This is a genomic window from Streptomyces sp. NPDC019396 (assembly GCF_040632375.1).
Taxonomy (GTDB): domain Bacteria; phylum Actinomycetota; class Actinomycetes; order Streptomycetales; family Streptomycetaceae; genus Streptomyces.
This window is the reverse complement of record NZ_JBEYBS010000024.1, coordinates 59,419-73,355: the sequence shown is the minus strand read 5'-3', so window position 1 is coordinate 73,355 and position 13,937 is coordinate 59,419. Positions and strand designations below refer to the sequence as shown.

The window sequence follows — 13,937 nt, the reverse complement described above, 5'->3', positions numbered from 1 at the left end:
TCCCCCCGCACAGGGCTGCTCAGCCCTGCCCGCGTTCACCGGAGCGAATCCGGTGAACGCGATGGAGTGATGAGGGGAAGCGCCGTGGTCGCCGCCACTCGCTAGGCAGCGATAAGGAGCCTCCCCAGTGTTGGACCACGGCGCAGCGCCGCCCGTCACCCCTCAGCAGGGTCCGGCGGGCCCCCGGCCCGGTCTCGGTGCCCGCCTCATGCGGCGCAAGCCCGTCGAGACGCTGGTCGCCGAGGGCGGCCAGGGCGAGGGCGGAAGCCTCCGCCGCTCGCTCACCATGTGGCAGCTGACCATGATCAGCATCGGTGCCACCCTCGGCACCGGCATCTTCGTCGTCCTCGGCGAGGCGACCCCGCTGGCCGGACCCGCCGTCGCGATCTCGTTCGTCGTCGCGGGTCTGACCGCCCTGTTCTCGGCGCTCTCGTACGCCGAGCTCGCCGGTTCCATCCCGGTCTCCGGTTCCTCGTACTCCTACGCCTACGCCACCATGGGCGAGCTCATCGCCTGGGTCTGCGGCTGGTGTCTGGTCCTGGAGTACGGGGTCTCGGTCGCGGCCGTCGCGGTCGGATGGGGCGAGTACCTCAACGAACTGCTCGACGGGACGATCGGCGTCACGATCCCCGGATCGATATCCGCGCCCATCGGCGAGGGCGGTTTCATCAACCTGCCGGCTCTAATCGTGGTGCTGCTCGCCATGGTCTTCCTGATGGGCGGGGCCAAGGAGAGCGCCCGGATCAACTCGATCATGGTCGGCGTGAAGATCGTCACGCTGCTGCTCTTCATCGGCATCGGCTTCATGGGCATCAAGGCCGGCAACTACGCCCCGCTCGCCCCGCTGGGTGTCACCGGGATCAGCGCCGCCGCGGCCACCCTGTTCTTCTCGTACATCGGCTTCGACGCCGCCTCCACCGCCGGTGAGGAGGCGAAGAACCCGAAGAAGGACCTGCCGCGCGCGATCATGCTGTCGCTGCTCATCGTGACGGTGCTCTACTGCCTCGTCGCGCTGGTCGCCGTCGGCGCCATGCCGTGGCAGGACTTCGAGGGCACCGAAGCGGCGCTCGCCCAGATCATGAAGGACGTCACCGGTCAGAGCTTCTGGGGCGTGGTGCTCGCCGCGGGCGCGGTCATCGCCATCGCCAGCGTCGTCTTCGCCGTGCTGTACGGCCAGACCCGCATCCTGTTCGCCATGTCGCGCGACGGCCTGGTGCCCAAGGTGTTCGCCAAGGTCGACGGGAAGACCGGCGCCCCGCGCGCCAACACCGTGATCGTCTCGGTCTTCTGCGGCGCCCTCGCGGCCTTCATCCCGTTGGGCGAACTGGCGAACGCCACCAGCATCGGCACGCTCTTCGCCTTCGCCCTGGTCAACGTGGCCGTGATCATCCTGCGCTACAAGCGCCCCGAGATGAACCGCACCTTCAGGGTGATGCTCTTCCCGGTCACCCCGATCCTGGGCTTCCTCTTCTGCGCGTACATGATGTACAGCCTGCCCGGCATCACCTGGCTGTGGTTCGGAGGCTGGATGGCTGCCGGGCTCGTGTTCTACTTCCTGTACGGCCTTGGCCGCTCCCGGTTGGCAACAGCAGAGAAGTGATCCACCCCCTGTGCGACTGAACGATCTCGACGAACGCATCGTCCACGCCCTCGCCGAGGACGCACGCCGTTCCTACGCCGACATCGGTTCGCTCGTAGGCCTTTCCGCGCCCGCCGTGAAACGGCGCGTGGACAGGCTGCGGGCCGAGGGAGCCATCACCGGCTTCACGGTGCGCGTGGACCCCGCGGCGCTCGGTTGGGAGACCGAGGGCTTCATCGAGATCTACGCACGCAGCAACACCTCGCCCGAGACCATCCAGCGCGGTCTCGAGCGCTACCCGGAAGTCGCGTCCGCCTCCACCGTCACCGGCGAGGCGGACGCGATCGTCCAGGTCTTCGCCTCCGACATGCGCCACTTCGAGCGTGTGCTGGAGCGGATCGCGGGCGAGCCGTTCGTCGACCGGACCAAGTCGGTGCTGGTCCTGTCCCCGCTGCTGAGACGGTTCTCGTCCGGCTCGCCCGGCTGACCGTCAGCCCTGGCCCGACGCGTACTCCGGGCGCCACGGCAGGACCGTGAAGTCGCCGGTGCCCTTCCCGACGGTCTCGAACGGTGCCGCACCGAGGCATCTGGGCACGTCCGCGACCGCGCCCTCCTCGATCCAGGTGTAGCCCAGGCGGTCGTTCCTCCCCTGGTCGTGGACGGTGACCCCGACCCGCTTCCCCCTGTGCGGGGTGTTGCCGTCGGTGACCACGCCCGTCACCACCGCCACCTTGCCCCCGGTCATCAGGCAGTCGACCTTCACCTTCGCCCAGCCACCCGCGCCGTTCGCGTCGTAGTGGCTGAAGCGGAAGGTGCCATGGGCCTTGTGCGGGTCCATGTTGTCCTTCGCGGCGAGGTGGGCGTCGAAGGAGAACGTGACGTCGTCTCCGGCCGGGCGATACAGCTTGGCCGTGCCGGTCAGGGCGGCCGCCTCACGCGGGCGGACCCCTCCGTCGCCATCCCCCGAGGCGACGGCGGAGCCCGAGACCCCCACGGCGATCAGCAGCGCCACGGCGAGCACGACGGCCTTCGTGCGTCTGTTCATGCAAGTTCCCTTCCGTCGGTGATCCGGCAGCCCCCACTGTTCCGCCCGGGTCGGTGCGGAACATCGTCCTGGGGGCGTGACCGGCTCCGCCGTCCGGCGGGGAGGCCGGTCCGCCCGGCGGAGGACCCCGCGTTGCAACGAATCGCCGCCGGACGGGCGATGCGCGCAACGGATCGACTCTCGGAACGCAACGGACTCGCCTTGTCCCGGCCGAGCGCCGGAACGTACCGTTTTGACGTCGTCCTGACAGCTGTCCTGGCACCCCGCTCACCGTCTCCGAAGGTCGTCCATGCCGCCGCTGCGCACCGCCCTGCTTCAGAGCTCCGGAACTCCCGGCGACATCGCGAAGAACCTCGAGATCCTCGACGCCCACGCCGCGGACGCGGCCGCGGCCGGTGCAGGACTGCTGGTCAGCCCCGAGATGTTCCTCACCGGCTACGCCATCGGCGACGGCATCCACCGCCTCGCGGAGCCCGCCGACGGCGCGTCCGCCCAGGCCGTCGCCGCGATCGCCCGCCGCCACGGCATCGCCGTCGTCTACGGCTACCCGGAGCGCGACGGCGAGCAGGTCTACAACGCGGCGCAGCTCATCGGGCCCGACGGCACCCCCCTCGCGAACTACCGCAAGACCCATCTGTTCGGCTGCTTCGAGCAGGAGTGGTTCACAGCCGGTGACCAGCCCGTCGTCCAGGCCGAGCTCGACGGCCTCCGCGTCGGCCTGCTGATCTGCTACGACGTCGAGTTCCCCGAGAACGTACGTGCGCACGCCCTCGCCGGGACCGAGCTGCTGCTCGTGCCGACCGCGCTGATGAACCCCTTCCATTTCGTCGCCGAGAAGCTGCTCCCGGTCCGCGCCTTCGAGAGCCAGATGTACATCGCGTACGCCAACCGGACCGGCCCCGAGGGCGAGTTCGACTTCGCCGGGCTGAGCTGCCTCGCCGGACCCGACGGAATCGCCCGGACCCGCGCGGGTCACGGAGACGACCTGGTGCTCGCCGACGCCGACCCGGACTTCCTCGCCGCCTCCCGGGCGGCCAACCCGTATCTGAGTGACCGCCGCCCCGCCCTGTACGGGCCGCTCACCCGCTGAGACCTGCCGCCCCGCCCCCCGCAACACCAGGAGCAACACCCCATGACGTCCACGGTGCCCACTGCCGTCCCGCACTCCGAGGCCCAGCCGCCCATCACCATGTTCGGGCCGGACTTCCCGTACGCGTACGACGACTTCCTCGCCCACCCGGCGGGTCTCGGCCAGATACCGGCGACCGAGCACGGCACCGAGGTGGCCGTCATCGGCGGCGGGCTCTCCGGCATCATCGCCGCCTACGAGCTGATGAAGATGGGCCTCAAGCCGGTCGTCTACGAGGCGGACCAGATCGGCGGACGGCTGCGCACGGTCGGCTTCGACGGTGTCGCCGCCCAGGGCGGCGAGGAACTCACCGCCGAGATGGGCGCGATGCGCTTCCCGCCCTCGTCCACCGCGCTCCAGCACTACATCGACCTGGTGGGGCTGCAGACCCAGCCGTTCCCCAACCCGCTGGCCGAGGCCACCCCGTCGACCGTGGTCGACCTCAAGGGTGAGTCGCACTACGCGGAGACCATCGACGACCTCCCGCAGGTCTACCGCGACGTCATGAACGCGTGGAACGCCTGTCTGGAAGAAGGCGCCGACTTCACCGACATGAACCGCGCGATGCGTGAGCGCGATGTGCCGCGCATCCGGGAGATCTGGGCGAAGCTGGTAGAGAAGCTCGACAACCAGACGTTCTACGGCTTCCTCTGCGACTCCGAGGCCTTCAGGTCCTTCCGGCACCGCGAGATCTTCGGCCAGGTCGGCTTCGGCACCGGCGGCTGGGACACCGACTTCCCCAACTCCATCCTGGAGATCCTCCGCGTCGTCTACACCGAGGCCGACGACCACCACCGCGGGATCGTCGGCGGGTCCCAGCAGCTCCCGCTGCGTATGTGGGAGCGCGAGCCGCGGAAGATCACGCACTGGCCGCTGGGCACCTCCCTGAAGTCACTGCACGAGGGCGACCCGCGCCCCGCCGTGACAAGGCTGCACCGTGTCGCCGGCAACCGGATCGTGGTCACTGACGCCTCCGGTGACATCCGCAGCTTCAAGGCGGCGATCTTCACCGCGCAGTCCTGGATGCTGCTGTCCAAGATCGACTGCGATGACTCGCTCTTCCCCATCGACCACTGGACGGCGATGGAGCGGACCCACTACATGGAGTCCTCCAAGCTGTTCGTTCCGGTGGACCGGCCGTTCTGGCTGGACAAGGACGAGGAAACGGGGCGGGACGTCATGTCGATGACGCTCACCGACCGTATGACCCGCGGGACCTACCTCCTGGACGACGGCCCCGACAAGCCCGCCGTGATCTGCCTCTCGTACACGTGGTGCGACGACAGCCTCAAGTGGCTCCCGCTGTCCGCGAACGAGCGCATGGAGGTCATGCTCAAGTCGCTCGGCGAGATCTATCCCAAGGTCGACATCCGCAAGCACATCATCGGCAACCCGGTGACCGTGTCCTGGGAGAACGAGCCCTACTTCATGGGCGCGTTCAAGGCCAACCTGCCGGGTCACTACCGCTACCAGCGCCGGCTGTTCACCCACTTCATGCAGGAGCGGCTGCCCGCCGACAAGCGCGGAATCTTCCTCGCGGGCGATGACATCTCGTGGACCGCGGGCTGGGCCGAGGGCGCGGTGCAGACGGCCCTGAACGCGGTGTGGGGCGTGATGCACCACTTCGGCGGTGCCACGGACGCCGCCAACCCCGGTCCTGGCGACGTCTTCGACGAGATCGCTCCGGTGGAACTGCCGGAGGACTGAACCTCTGGCCCCTCGGGGCCGTGCCCCCTATGGATGAACCCCCGCCGCCGACCGTGATCCGGCCGGCCCCGGGAGGTCCCTGTGCCGCCGCCGACCGGACACCCTGGTCGGCGGCGGCCCCGTGTCCGCCGCGTCATCGGCACGGGGTCAGCAGGCAGCGACCGACGAGCCCGACAGTCGCGTCCAGCCTCTCGGTGAACTCCTCGGTCAGCGAGGGGAGTGCCCTGATGCTCCACAGCAGCCGGGCCGCCGACCACGCGCCGTCCCGGGCGCGTTCCAGGCTCCATGAGCCCAGCAGATGAGTCACGGGGTCGGCGATCTCCAGCAGATCCGGGCCGGGCATCAGATCTTCACGGATCCGCTCCTCCAGCAGCGTGAGGATGTCGCCCACGCGATCGAACGCCCCCTCCAGCAGCGCTGGTTCGCAGCCGAGCGTACGGCAGGTGTCCACCACCGCGAGCGCGAGATCGTGCCCGATGTGCGCGTTGATCCCGGCCAGCGCGAACTGCAGCGGGCGTACCCCGGGATGGCGCCGGTACTGGAACAGCGGTCGCCAGCAGGCCGGCGGGCGGCTTCCGGCCGTGGCCGTGTCCACGGCGTCCAGATAGCGCTCGGCGAAGAGAACGCCCAGCGTGACGGCGGATCGCCGGTCGGGGAACTCCCCGTGGTCGATACGCCGCCCCAGCTCCTCGGTGACCGCCAGATACATCCGGTTGAACACCGCGACCCCGTCCCGCTCCGGCCAGTGGGAGCGGAATACACGCATCCGTTCCAGTGCCGGGCCGACCGAGGGATCACCAGGTCCGCACGGGGCGTCGACGTGTGCTGCGAACTCTTCGGTCTGCGCCATGCAGGCAGCGTCCCAGTCCTAGGCTCGGTCGGGTGCCGCCCGGCCCGGGCTTCCCCAGAACGGGGGAAGGGCCGGATGACGGGCGGCCACCAGACGCAACGCGCGAGGGGGACGGGACGGTGACAGGCGTACGCAGGCGGCGCCGGGCGGAGCGGCGCGAGCGGCGCCGCGCGGCGCGGCGGGCGATCGTGGTGGGGGCCGCCTCCGCGGTGGTGGCCGTCGGCACGGTCACGGGACTGGTGTCCGTGGCGGGCGGGGCAGACAGCGGACAGCGCACGGCCCGTACGGAGGCCAGCAGTGCACCCGCGACCACACCGCTGCCCGCGCGCCCGAGTCCTTCTCCCTCCCCGTCCCCTTCCTCGAACCCGTCTGCCGCTCCGGGTGTTTCGCCGAGCGTGACCCGCAGCTCCGCCCCGAAGAGGACCGCCGTCCCGTCACCGGCTCCCGCACCCGGTGGCGGAGTGCTGTACCGGCACCCCGATTCACAGGTCATCGACTGGGTGCGGGCGCATGGCGGCGACCCGCGCCGGGCGCTCATCGAGTCGCGGATAGCCGCCCAGCCCGCCGCGGTCTGGTTCGCCGCCTACGACCCGGGTGAGATCACCCGCGAGGTGCGCGCCGTGACCGCGGGAGCCGCGGCGTCCGGCCGGGTGCCCGTCCTCGTCCCGTACGCCATCCCCGACCGGGACTGCGGGGGCGCGTCCCAGGGAGGGGCGCCCGATCTCGGGGCGTACGACCGCTGGATCGGGGAGTTCGCCGACGGACTCGGTGCCGAACCGGTCATCGTCGTCCTCGAACCCGACTCGCTGGCGCTGTCGGACTGCCTCTCCGGTGCCGCCCGTGCCGCCCGGAACACCGCGCTGGCCCGGGCGGGCCGCACACTGAAGACGGCCAACCCCCGCGCGAAGGTCTACTTCGACGCCGGCCACTCGGGCTGGCACTCCCCGTCGGTGATGGCCGGTCTGCTGCGCGCCGCGGGGGCCGCGAGCAGCGGGGACGGCATCTTCACCAACGTCTCCAACTTCCACCGCACGGCCGATGAGACGCGCTACGCCAGGGCGGTGCTGGAGGCGCTGGGCGGTCCCGCGCGGCTCGGTGCCGTCATCGACACCAGCCGCAACGGCAACGGCGCACCCGAGGCCGGCGCCTGGTGCGACCCGGGAGGCCGGGCACTCGGGCGCGCGCCCACGACACGGACCGGCGAGTCACGGATCGACGCCTTCCTGTGGATCAAACTGCCGGGTGAGTCGGACGGCTGCCGGGGCACGGCCGGCAGCTTCACTCCGGACTACGCCTACGACCTGGCGACAGGCTGAGCAGCCGCTTCCCGGCCGTCCGGCGGCCGGGGCCCGGCGACCGCGGCGTCCGTGCGCGTACTGCCGCGCAGCACCCCCGCACCGGCGACAAGGCCGAAGGCCAGCACGGTCACCAGGGCGAACGACACGACCAGCGACGTCAGATCGGCGATCCCGCCGATGGCCGAGGGGGCGATCAGCCCCGAGGTGTACGTGATCGTCGCGACGCCCGCGATCGACAGGCTCGGGTTGCTGCCGCTGCGTCCCGCCGCCGCGAAGGCCAGTGGTACGACGACGGCGATCCCGAGGCCGATGCAGCCGAACCCGGCCATCGCCGCGAGGGGGTCCGGGGCCAGCACCACCAGCACTCCGCCCGCCGTGGCGAGCACCCCGCCGACCCGTACCGTACGGACCGGCCCGAAGCGGTCCACGACCCTGTCGCCCGCCAGCCGCGCCACCGCCATCGTCAGCGCGAACGCGGTCGTGGAGGCCGCGGCGAGCCCCGCCGAAGTGCCGAGTCCGTCGCGCAGGTACACCGCCGACCAGTCCAGGCTGGCGCCTTCCGCGAACACTCCGCAGAACCCGATCGCCCCGATGACCAGCGCGGATCGCGGAGGCAGGGCGAAGCGGGGCGGCGGTGCCTCGTCGGGTGCGCTGCGCAGGTCCAGTACGTGCCGGCAGGCCAGCAGACCGAGCACGGTGAGCACCGCGGACGCGATCAGATGATGCAGCCGGGCGTCGCTGCCCAGGTGTGCGGCGAGGGTGCCCGCAGCGGAGCCGATCAGGGCGCCCACGCTCCACATTCCGTGCAGGCCGGACATGATCGAGCGGTCCAGACGGTCCTCGATCTCGACGCCGAGCGCGTTCATGGCGACATCGGCCATGCCCGCCGTGGCGCCGTACACGAAGAGGGCGGCGCAGAGCGCGTACACATGGGGTGACAGCGCCGGGAGCACGAGGGAGAGGGTCCACAGCGCGAGCAGCCCGCGGAGCGCGGCGCGTGCGCCGAAGCGATGGCTGACGGTGCCGGCGAGCGGCATCGCGAGGGACGCTCCGATCGCCGGGAAGGCGAGTGCGATGCCGAGCAGCCCGGCCCCCACCCCGGCATGGTCCTGGACCCAGGGGATACGGGTGGCGAAACTGCCGGTCACGGCGCCGTGCACACAGAAGACGGCGGCCACGGCATAGCGGGCGCGGATCAGCTTCCGCCGTTCGGATACGACGACTTCGATCGTCATCAGCGCGTCCTCCCCCGGGCCGTCGGCATGACCGTCGGTACCGCAGCCCGTAGACCGATGTAGAGGCTAGGAGGACTAGACCAGATGGTCAACAGGTCAGGATCCGGGCCATGTGGGCGACGCGTCCGCGCCTCCTGTGAGCCAGGCCACAGGAACTCGCCTACTTGGCCCATCGTGCGGCGTGGCACACTGGCTCTGTATCAGCAGCAGCGCACTCCGGGGTCGGTGTAATTCCGAACCGGCGGTAATAGTCCGCGACCCGTCCGCATCCAGCGGCCGGTTGACCAGGTGAAATTCCTGGACCGACGGTGAAAGTCCGGATGGGAGGCAGTGCGCGGCGGGCGACCCTCGTGGTCCGTCGGCCGTCTGCGGCCGATCGTCCTCACCGACGACCGGTACCGCCGGCCCGGCGGTCCCCGGCTTCGCGCCGCTTGCTCTGTCGTTCGACGACAGCCCCCGGAGTCCGTGCCCGAAGAGGCAGGAGGACCGGGTGGCCACCGCAGCCGACATCAGCGCCATGCGCCGAGCCATCGAACTCGCAGCCCGCGCACTCGGCTCCACCAGCCCCAACCCCGTCGTGGGATGCGTCATCACGGACGTGTCAGGACTGACCGTCGGTGAGGGCTACCACCAGCGGGCCGGAGGCCCGCACGCCGAGATCCACGCCCTGCGCGCGGCGGGCGAACGCGCCAAGGGCGGCACCGCGTACGTCACCCTCGAACCCTGCAACCACACGGGCCGCACCGGCCCCTGTGCCCAGGCGCTCATCGAGGCAGGGGTCGCCCGCGTGGTGTACGCCGTGGCCGACCCCAACCCGCAGGCCACCGGAGGCGCCGAGACCCTGCGCGCCGCAGGAGTCCGGGCCGAGCACGGACTGCTCGGTGACGAGGCCGGGGAGGGCAACATCGCCTGGCTCACCTCCGTGCGTCTCGGCAGGCCGTACGTCCTGTGGAAGTACGCGGCCACCCTCGACGGCCGTATCGCGGCCGCCGACGGCACCAGCCGCTGGATCACCTCGCCCGAGTCCCGCGCCGACGTCCACCGGCTGCGCGCCGAGGCCGACGCCGTGGTCGTCGGCTCCGGCACCCTCCGCGCCGACGACCCCCACCTCGCCGTACGCGGTGTCGAGGGGGCCACCCAGCCTCTGCGCGTGGTCCTCGACACCCACGCGACCGTGCTGCCGACGGCCAGGGTCCTGGACGACTCGGCGCCCACGCTGATCGCGACCGGTGAGCACGCGGACACCCGGCACCTGCCCGGAGCCGACATCGCCCGGCTGAGCGCGGACGAACGCGGCATCGGTGTCCACGCCCTGCTCTCCGAGCTGTACGGGCGCGGCGTCCGCTCCGTACTCCTCGAAGGCGGACCGACCCTCGCCGGGTCCTTCATCGCCGCGGGAGCAGTCGATCGAGTCATCGGCTACCTCGCACCCGTATTCCTCGGCGCCGGCCGCCCGGCACTCGCCGGGACCGGAATCACCACCATCACCGAAGCGTTGCGGCTCGACATGACCGAGACCGTCCGTATCGGCCCCGATCTGCGGATCACCGCGACCGTCCCCAAGGGAGCTTGAGTGTTCACCGGAATCGTCGAAGAGCTGGGTGAGGTCACCGCCGTCGAGGAACTCGACGACGCCTCACGCTTCCGTCTGCGTGGCCCCCAGGTCACCGAGGGCGCGAAGCACGGCGACTCCATCGCCGTCAACGGCGTCTGCCTGACCGTGGTGGAGACCGCAGACGGCGAGTTCACCGCCGATGTGATGGCCGAGACGCTGAAGCGCTCCAGCCTCGGCGGGCTCGCCGTCGGCTCCCGGGTCAACCTGGAGCGGCCCATGGTGGCCGACGGGCGGTTCGGCGGACACATCGTCCAGGGCCATGTGGACGGCACCGGCACGATCGTGGACCGCACCCCGTCCGAGCACTGGGAGCTCGTCAGGATCTCCCTCCCGCAGGGCCTCGCGCGCTATGTCGTGGAGAAGGGCTCGATCACCGTCGACGGGGTCAGCCTCACCGTGGTCGACGCGGGCCCCGACTCCTTCACCATCAGCCTGATCCCCACCACCCTCGCGCTGACCACACTCGGCATCAAGCAGCCCGGCGACCCGGTCAACCTCGAAGTGGACGTGATCGCCAAGTACGTCGAGCGGCTGCTCGGCTCCCGCGCAGGCGCGGGAACCGACGCCGGCACGCTCACGGGCCTGGGCACGGTCACGGGGGAGGGCGCCAAGTGAGCTCCCTGAGCTGGCTGAACGCCGAGGCGTTCACCGCCTTCGGCCAGCCCATCAAGTGGGCCGACATGACCGGCAACCTCATCGGTCTGACGGCTCTCGCACTCGGCTGGCGCCGCTCGGTGTGGACCTGGCCCGCCCAGTTCGTCTCCGGCCTCGTCCTCTTCGCCGCGTTCGCCACCGCCCACTTCACCGGCAGCGCCGGAAAGCAGGTCGTGGTCATGGTCGTCGCGGCCTGGGGCTGGTGGCAGTGGAGCCGCGGGCGCGGGCAGGCCCAGGACGGCTCGATCGCCGTCCGGTTCGCCACCCGGCGCGAGCGCGCGGCCATGGCCGCCGCTGCCCTGCTCGGCACCCTCGCCGTCGGAGGGCTGTTCACCCTGTACCCGGTTCTGTCCTGGGCCCCGTGGCCCGACGCCTACATCTTCGTCGGCACGCTCGTGGCGATGTACGCCCAGGCTCGCGGCATGGTCGAGTTCTGGTTCGCCTGGCTGCTCGTCGACCTCGTCGGCGTGCCGTTCGCCTTCACGAACGGCTATGCCTTCTCCGGTTTCGTCTATGTGATCTACGGCGCGCTGGTCCTGTGGGGCCTGCGCGACTGGTGGCAGCGGTCCCGCACCGCTCCTGCCCTGGAAGGAGTGGCAGCATGAGCGCCCTGCCCGTCTGGAATCCGGCCGACGACATCGAGGACCTCCGCCTCGACCCCGTCGAACAGGCCATCCGCGACATCGCCGCAGGCAGGCCCGTCGTGGTCGTCGACGACGAGGACCGCGAGAACGAGGGCGACCTCGTCATCGCCGCCGAGAAGGCCACACCCGAGATCGTCGCCTTCATGATGAGCGAGTGCCGGGGCCTGATCTGCGCCCCCATGGAGAGCGACGAACTGGAGCGGCTCGAACTGCCCCAGATGGTCCAGCACAACACCGAGTCCATGAGCACGGCCTTCACCGTGTCCGTCGACGCATCGTCCGCCCATGGCGTGAGCACCGGAATCTCCGCCGCCGACCGGGCCACCACACTCCAGCTGCTGGCCAACGGCACCGCCCAGCCCGGCGACTTCGTGCGCCCGGGCCATATCTTCCCGCTGCGCGCCAAGCCCGGCGGCGTCCTCGCCCGCAACGGCCACACCGAGGCGGCCGTCGACCTGGCCCGGCTCGCCGGCCTGCGTCCCGCGGGAGCGATCGTCGAGATCGCCGGTGAGGACGGCGCCATGCTGCGGCTGCCCGAGCTGATCCCGTTCGCCCGCAAACACGGTCTGACCATCATCTCCATCGAGGATCTGATCGCCTACCGCCGCAGCGCGGAACCGACCGTGCGCCGGGAGGCCGAGGTCAACCTGCCGACCGCGCACGGAGCGTTCACCGCGTACGGCTACCGCTCCACCGTGGACGGCGTCGAGCATGTGGCGCTCGTGCACGGGGACATCGGCGACGGCGAGGACGTGCTGGTCCGCGTCCACTCCGAATGCCTGACCGGCGACATCTTCCACTCGCTGCGCTGCGACTGCGGACCCCAGCTCGAGGCGTCCATGGAACGCGTCACCGAGGCGGGCCGCGGTGTGGTCGTGTACCTGCGCGGCCACGAGGGGCGCGGCATCGGCCTGGTGTCCAAACTGCGGGCGTACGAACTCCAGGAACGCGGACGGGACACCCTCGACGCCAACCTGGAACTCGGACTGCCCGCCGACGCCCGGGACTACGCCGCCGGCGCGCAGATCCTGGCCGATCTCGGCGTGCGCAGCCTGCGGCTGATGACCAACAACCCCGACAAGATCAGCGCATTGGTGCGGTACGGCCTGAAGGTCGAGGGCCGCGAGGCCATGCCGGTGCAGGCGGGGGAGCACAACCTCGGCTATCTGCGCACCAAGCGCGACCGCATGGGACACGACCTGCCCTGGCTGGAGGACCAGTCCCGGTCCGGCGCGGGGACCACCCCGGCGACCGCGTCCACCTGCGGCAACCAGTAGCGGCAACGCCGCACCTTCACGACAGACAGCACCAACGGCACCACCCGAGAACCAAGGAGAAACGTGAGCGGCAAGGGCGCACCCGAACTGTCCGTACGCAACTGCGGAGACCTCCGCGTGGCCGTCATCGCGGCCCAGTGGCACGAGAAGATCATGGACGGCCTCGTCGACGGAGCCCTGCGCGCCCTGCACGAGCTGGGCATCGACGAGCCGACCGTGCTGCGGGTCCCCGGCAGCTTCGAGCTGCCCGTCGTGGCCAAGGTGCTCGCGGGCCGCGGCTATGACGCGATCGTGGCGCTCGGTGTCGTCATCCGCGGCGGCACGCCCCACTTCGAGTACGTGTGCCAGGGCGTCGCCCAGGGCCTGACCCAGGTCTCCGTGGACACGGGCGTCCCCGTCGGCTTCGGGGTGCTCACCTGCGACACCGAGGAGCAGGCCCTCGACCGCGCCGGTCTGGAGGGCTCCAACGAGGACAAGGGACACGAGGCGGTGACCGCTGCGGTCGCCACCGCCGCGACCCTCCGTTCAGTATCTGAACCCTGGCGCTGAGGCGGACCCACTTCCGCGTAGGGTGGGACCACCATGTCCAAGAAGACGTTCGAGGAGCTCTTCGTCGAGCTCCAGCACAAGGCAGCCAACGGCGACCCCGCCACCTCCCGCACCGCCGAGCTCGTGGACAAGGGCGTCCATGCCATCGGCAAGAAGGTCGTCGAGGAGGCCGCCGAGGTATGGATGGCAGCCGAGTACGAGGGCAAGGAGGCGGCAGCCGAGGAGATCTCCCAGCTGCTGTACCACGTCCAGGTGATGATGGTCGCCCGGGGGATCTCCCTGGACGACGTCTACGCCCACCTCTGAGCAGACCCGATTCCTTACTCCCACACCACTGACGCATCACCCACGCACG

At 70.7% G+C, this 13,937-nt stretch carries 14 protein-coding genes and 1 riboswitch; of the genes, 11 read left to right on the top strand and 3 right to left on the bottom strand.

The window, feature by feature from the left end:
* Positions 1–127 precede the first annotated feature (127 nt).
* Both ABZ532_RS25115 and ABZ532_RS25110 read left to right on the top strand, forming a co-directional pair.
* Positions 128–1,600: an amino acid permease gene (locus ABZ532_RS25115; protein ID WP_361287942.1), complete on the top strand. Its 1,473-nt coding sequence runs from the start codon at positions 128–130 to the stop codon at positions 1,598–1,600.
* Positions 1,601–1,610: 10 nt separating this feature from the next.
* A complete protein-coding gene (locus tag ABZ532_RS25110) occupies positions 1,611–2,066 on the top strand; it encodes an Lrp/AsnC family transcriptional regulator (RefSeq protein WP_361287939.1) in 456 nt (151 codons plus the stop codon).
* A 3-nt stretch (positions 2,067–2,069) separates the two neighbouring features.
* On the opposite strand, the gene ABZ532_RS25105 is transcribed toward ABZ532_RS25110, so the two are convergent.
* Positions 2,070–2,624: a Repetin gene (locus tag ABZ532_RS25105; protein WP_361287936.1), complete on the bottom strand. Its 555-nt coding sequence runs from the start codon at positions 2,622–2,624 to the stop codon at positions 2,070–2,072.
* Positions 2,625–2,913: 289 nt separating this feature from the next.
* Here ABZ532_RS25105 and ABZ532_RS25100 point away from each other — a divergent pair, with 289 nt between their 5' ends.
* Entirely contained in the window at positions 2,914–3,714 is an 801-nt protein-coding gene (locus tag ABZ532_RS25100) for a carbon-nitrogen hydrolase family protein (protein ID WP_361287932.1), read from the top strand.
* Positions 3,715–3,756: 42 nt separating this feature from the next.
* Positions 3,757–5,460, top strand: a complete 1,704-nt coding sequence (locus tag ABZ532_RS25095; protein ID WP_361287929.1) for an NAD(P)/FAD-dependent oxidoreductase — start codon at positions 3,757–3,759, stop codon at positions 5,458–5,460.
* A 133-nt stretch (positions 5,461–5,593) separates the two neighbouring features.
* Here the strand turns inward: ABZ532_RS25095 and ABZ532_RS25090 are convergent, their stop codons facing one another.
* Complete coding sequence (locus ABZ532_RS25090; RefSeq protein ID WP_361287926.1) at positions 5,594–6,310, bottom strand: DUF5995 family protein; 717 nt, start codon at positions 6,308–6,310, stop codon at positions 5,594–5,596.
* A 119-nt stretch (positions 6,311–6,429) separates the two neighbouring features.
* On the opposite strand from ABZ532_RS25090, the gene ABZ532_RS25085 reads away from it, so the two are divergent.
* Entirely contained in the window at positions 6,430–7,626 is a 1,197-nt protein-coding gene (locus tag ABZ532_RS25085; RefSeq protein WP_361287923.1) for a glycoside hydrolase family 6 protein, read from the top strand.
* Here the strand turns inward: ABZ532_RS25085 and ABZ532_RS25080 are convergent.
* Complete coding sequence (locus tag ABZ532_RS25080) at positions 7,605–8,843, bottom strand: MFS transporter (RefSeq protein WP_361287920.1); 1,239 nt, start codon at positions 8,841–8,843, stop codon at positions 7,605–7,607. The two genes, ABZ532_RS25085 and ABZ532_RS25080, sit on opposite strands and share 22 nt — an antisense overlap.
* 207 nt (positions 8,844–9,050) lie before the next feature.
* Positions 9,051–9,181, top strand: a riboswitch (FMN riboswitch).
* Positions 9,182–9,333: 152 nt separating this feature from the next.
* Here ABZ532_RS25080 and ribD point away from each other — a divergent pair.
* The 6 genes from ribD (at position 9,334) to ABZ532_RS25050 (ending at position 13,888) form a co-directional block, all read left to right on the top strand.
* A complete protein-coding gene (ribD, locus tag ABZ532_RS25075; protein WP_361287917.1) occupies positions 9,334–10,416 on the top strand; it encodes a bifunctional diaminohydroxyphosphoribosylaminopyrimidine deaminase/5-amino-6-(5-phosphoribosylamino)uracil reductase RibD in 1,083 nt (360 codons plus the stop codon).
* On the top strand, positions 10,417–11,073 hold the full coding sequence (locus ABZ532_RS25070) for a riboflavin synthase (RefSeq protein WP_361287914.1): 657 nt from the start codon (positions 10,417–10,419) through the stop codon (positions 11,071–11,073).
* Positions 11,074–11,078: 5 nt separating this feature from the next.
* Positions 11,079–11,717, top strand: coding sequence for a nicotinamide mononucleotide transporter family protein (locus ABZ532_RS25065; RefSeq protein ID WP_361288043.1), 639 nt, complete (start codon positions 11,079–11,081; stop codon positions 11,715–11,717).
* Positions 11,714–13,033, top strand: a complete 1,320-nt coding sequence (locus ABZ532_RS25060; protein WP_361287911.1) for a bifunctional 3,4-dihydroxy-2-butanone-4-phosphate synthase/GTP cyclohydrolase II — start codon at positions 11,714–11,716, stop codon at positions 13,031–13,033. The genes ABZ532_RS25065 and ABZ532_RS25060 overlap by 4 nt, the downstream gene beginning before the upstream one ends.
* 63 nt (positions 13,034–13,096) lie before the next feature.
* Positions 13,097–13,582: a 6,7-dimethyl-8-ribityllumazine synthase gene (gene ribH / locus ABZ532_RS25055; RefSeq protein ID WP_361287908.1), complete on the top strand. Its 486-nt coding sequence runs from the start codon at positions 13,097–13,099 to the stop codon at positions 13,580–13,582.
* A 33-nt stretch (positions 13,583–13,615) separates the two neighbouring features.
* Positions 13,616–13,888, top strand: coding sequence for a phosphoribosyl-ATP diphosphatase (locus ABZ532_RS25050; RefSeq protein ID WP_351224319.1), 273 nt, complete (start codon positions 13,616–13,618; stop codon positions 13,886–13,888).
* Positions 13,889–13,937 lie beyond the last annotated feature (49 nt).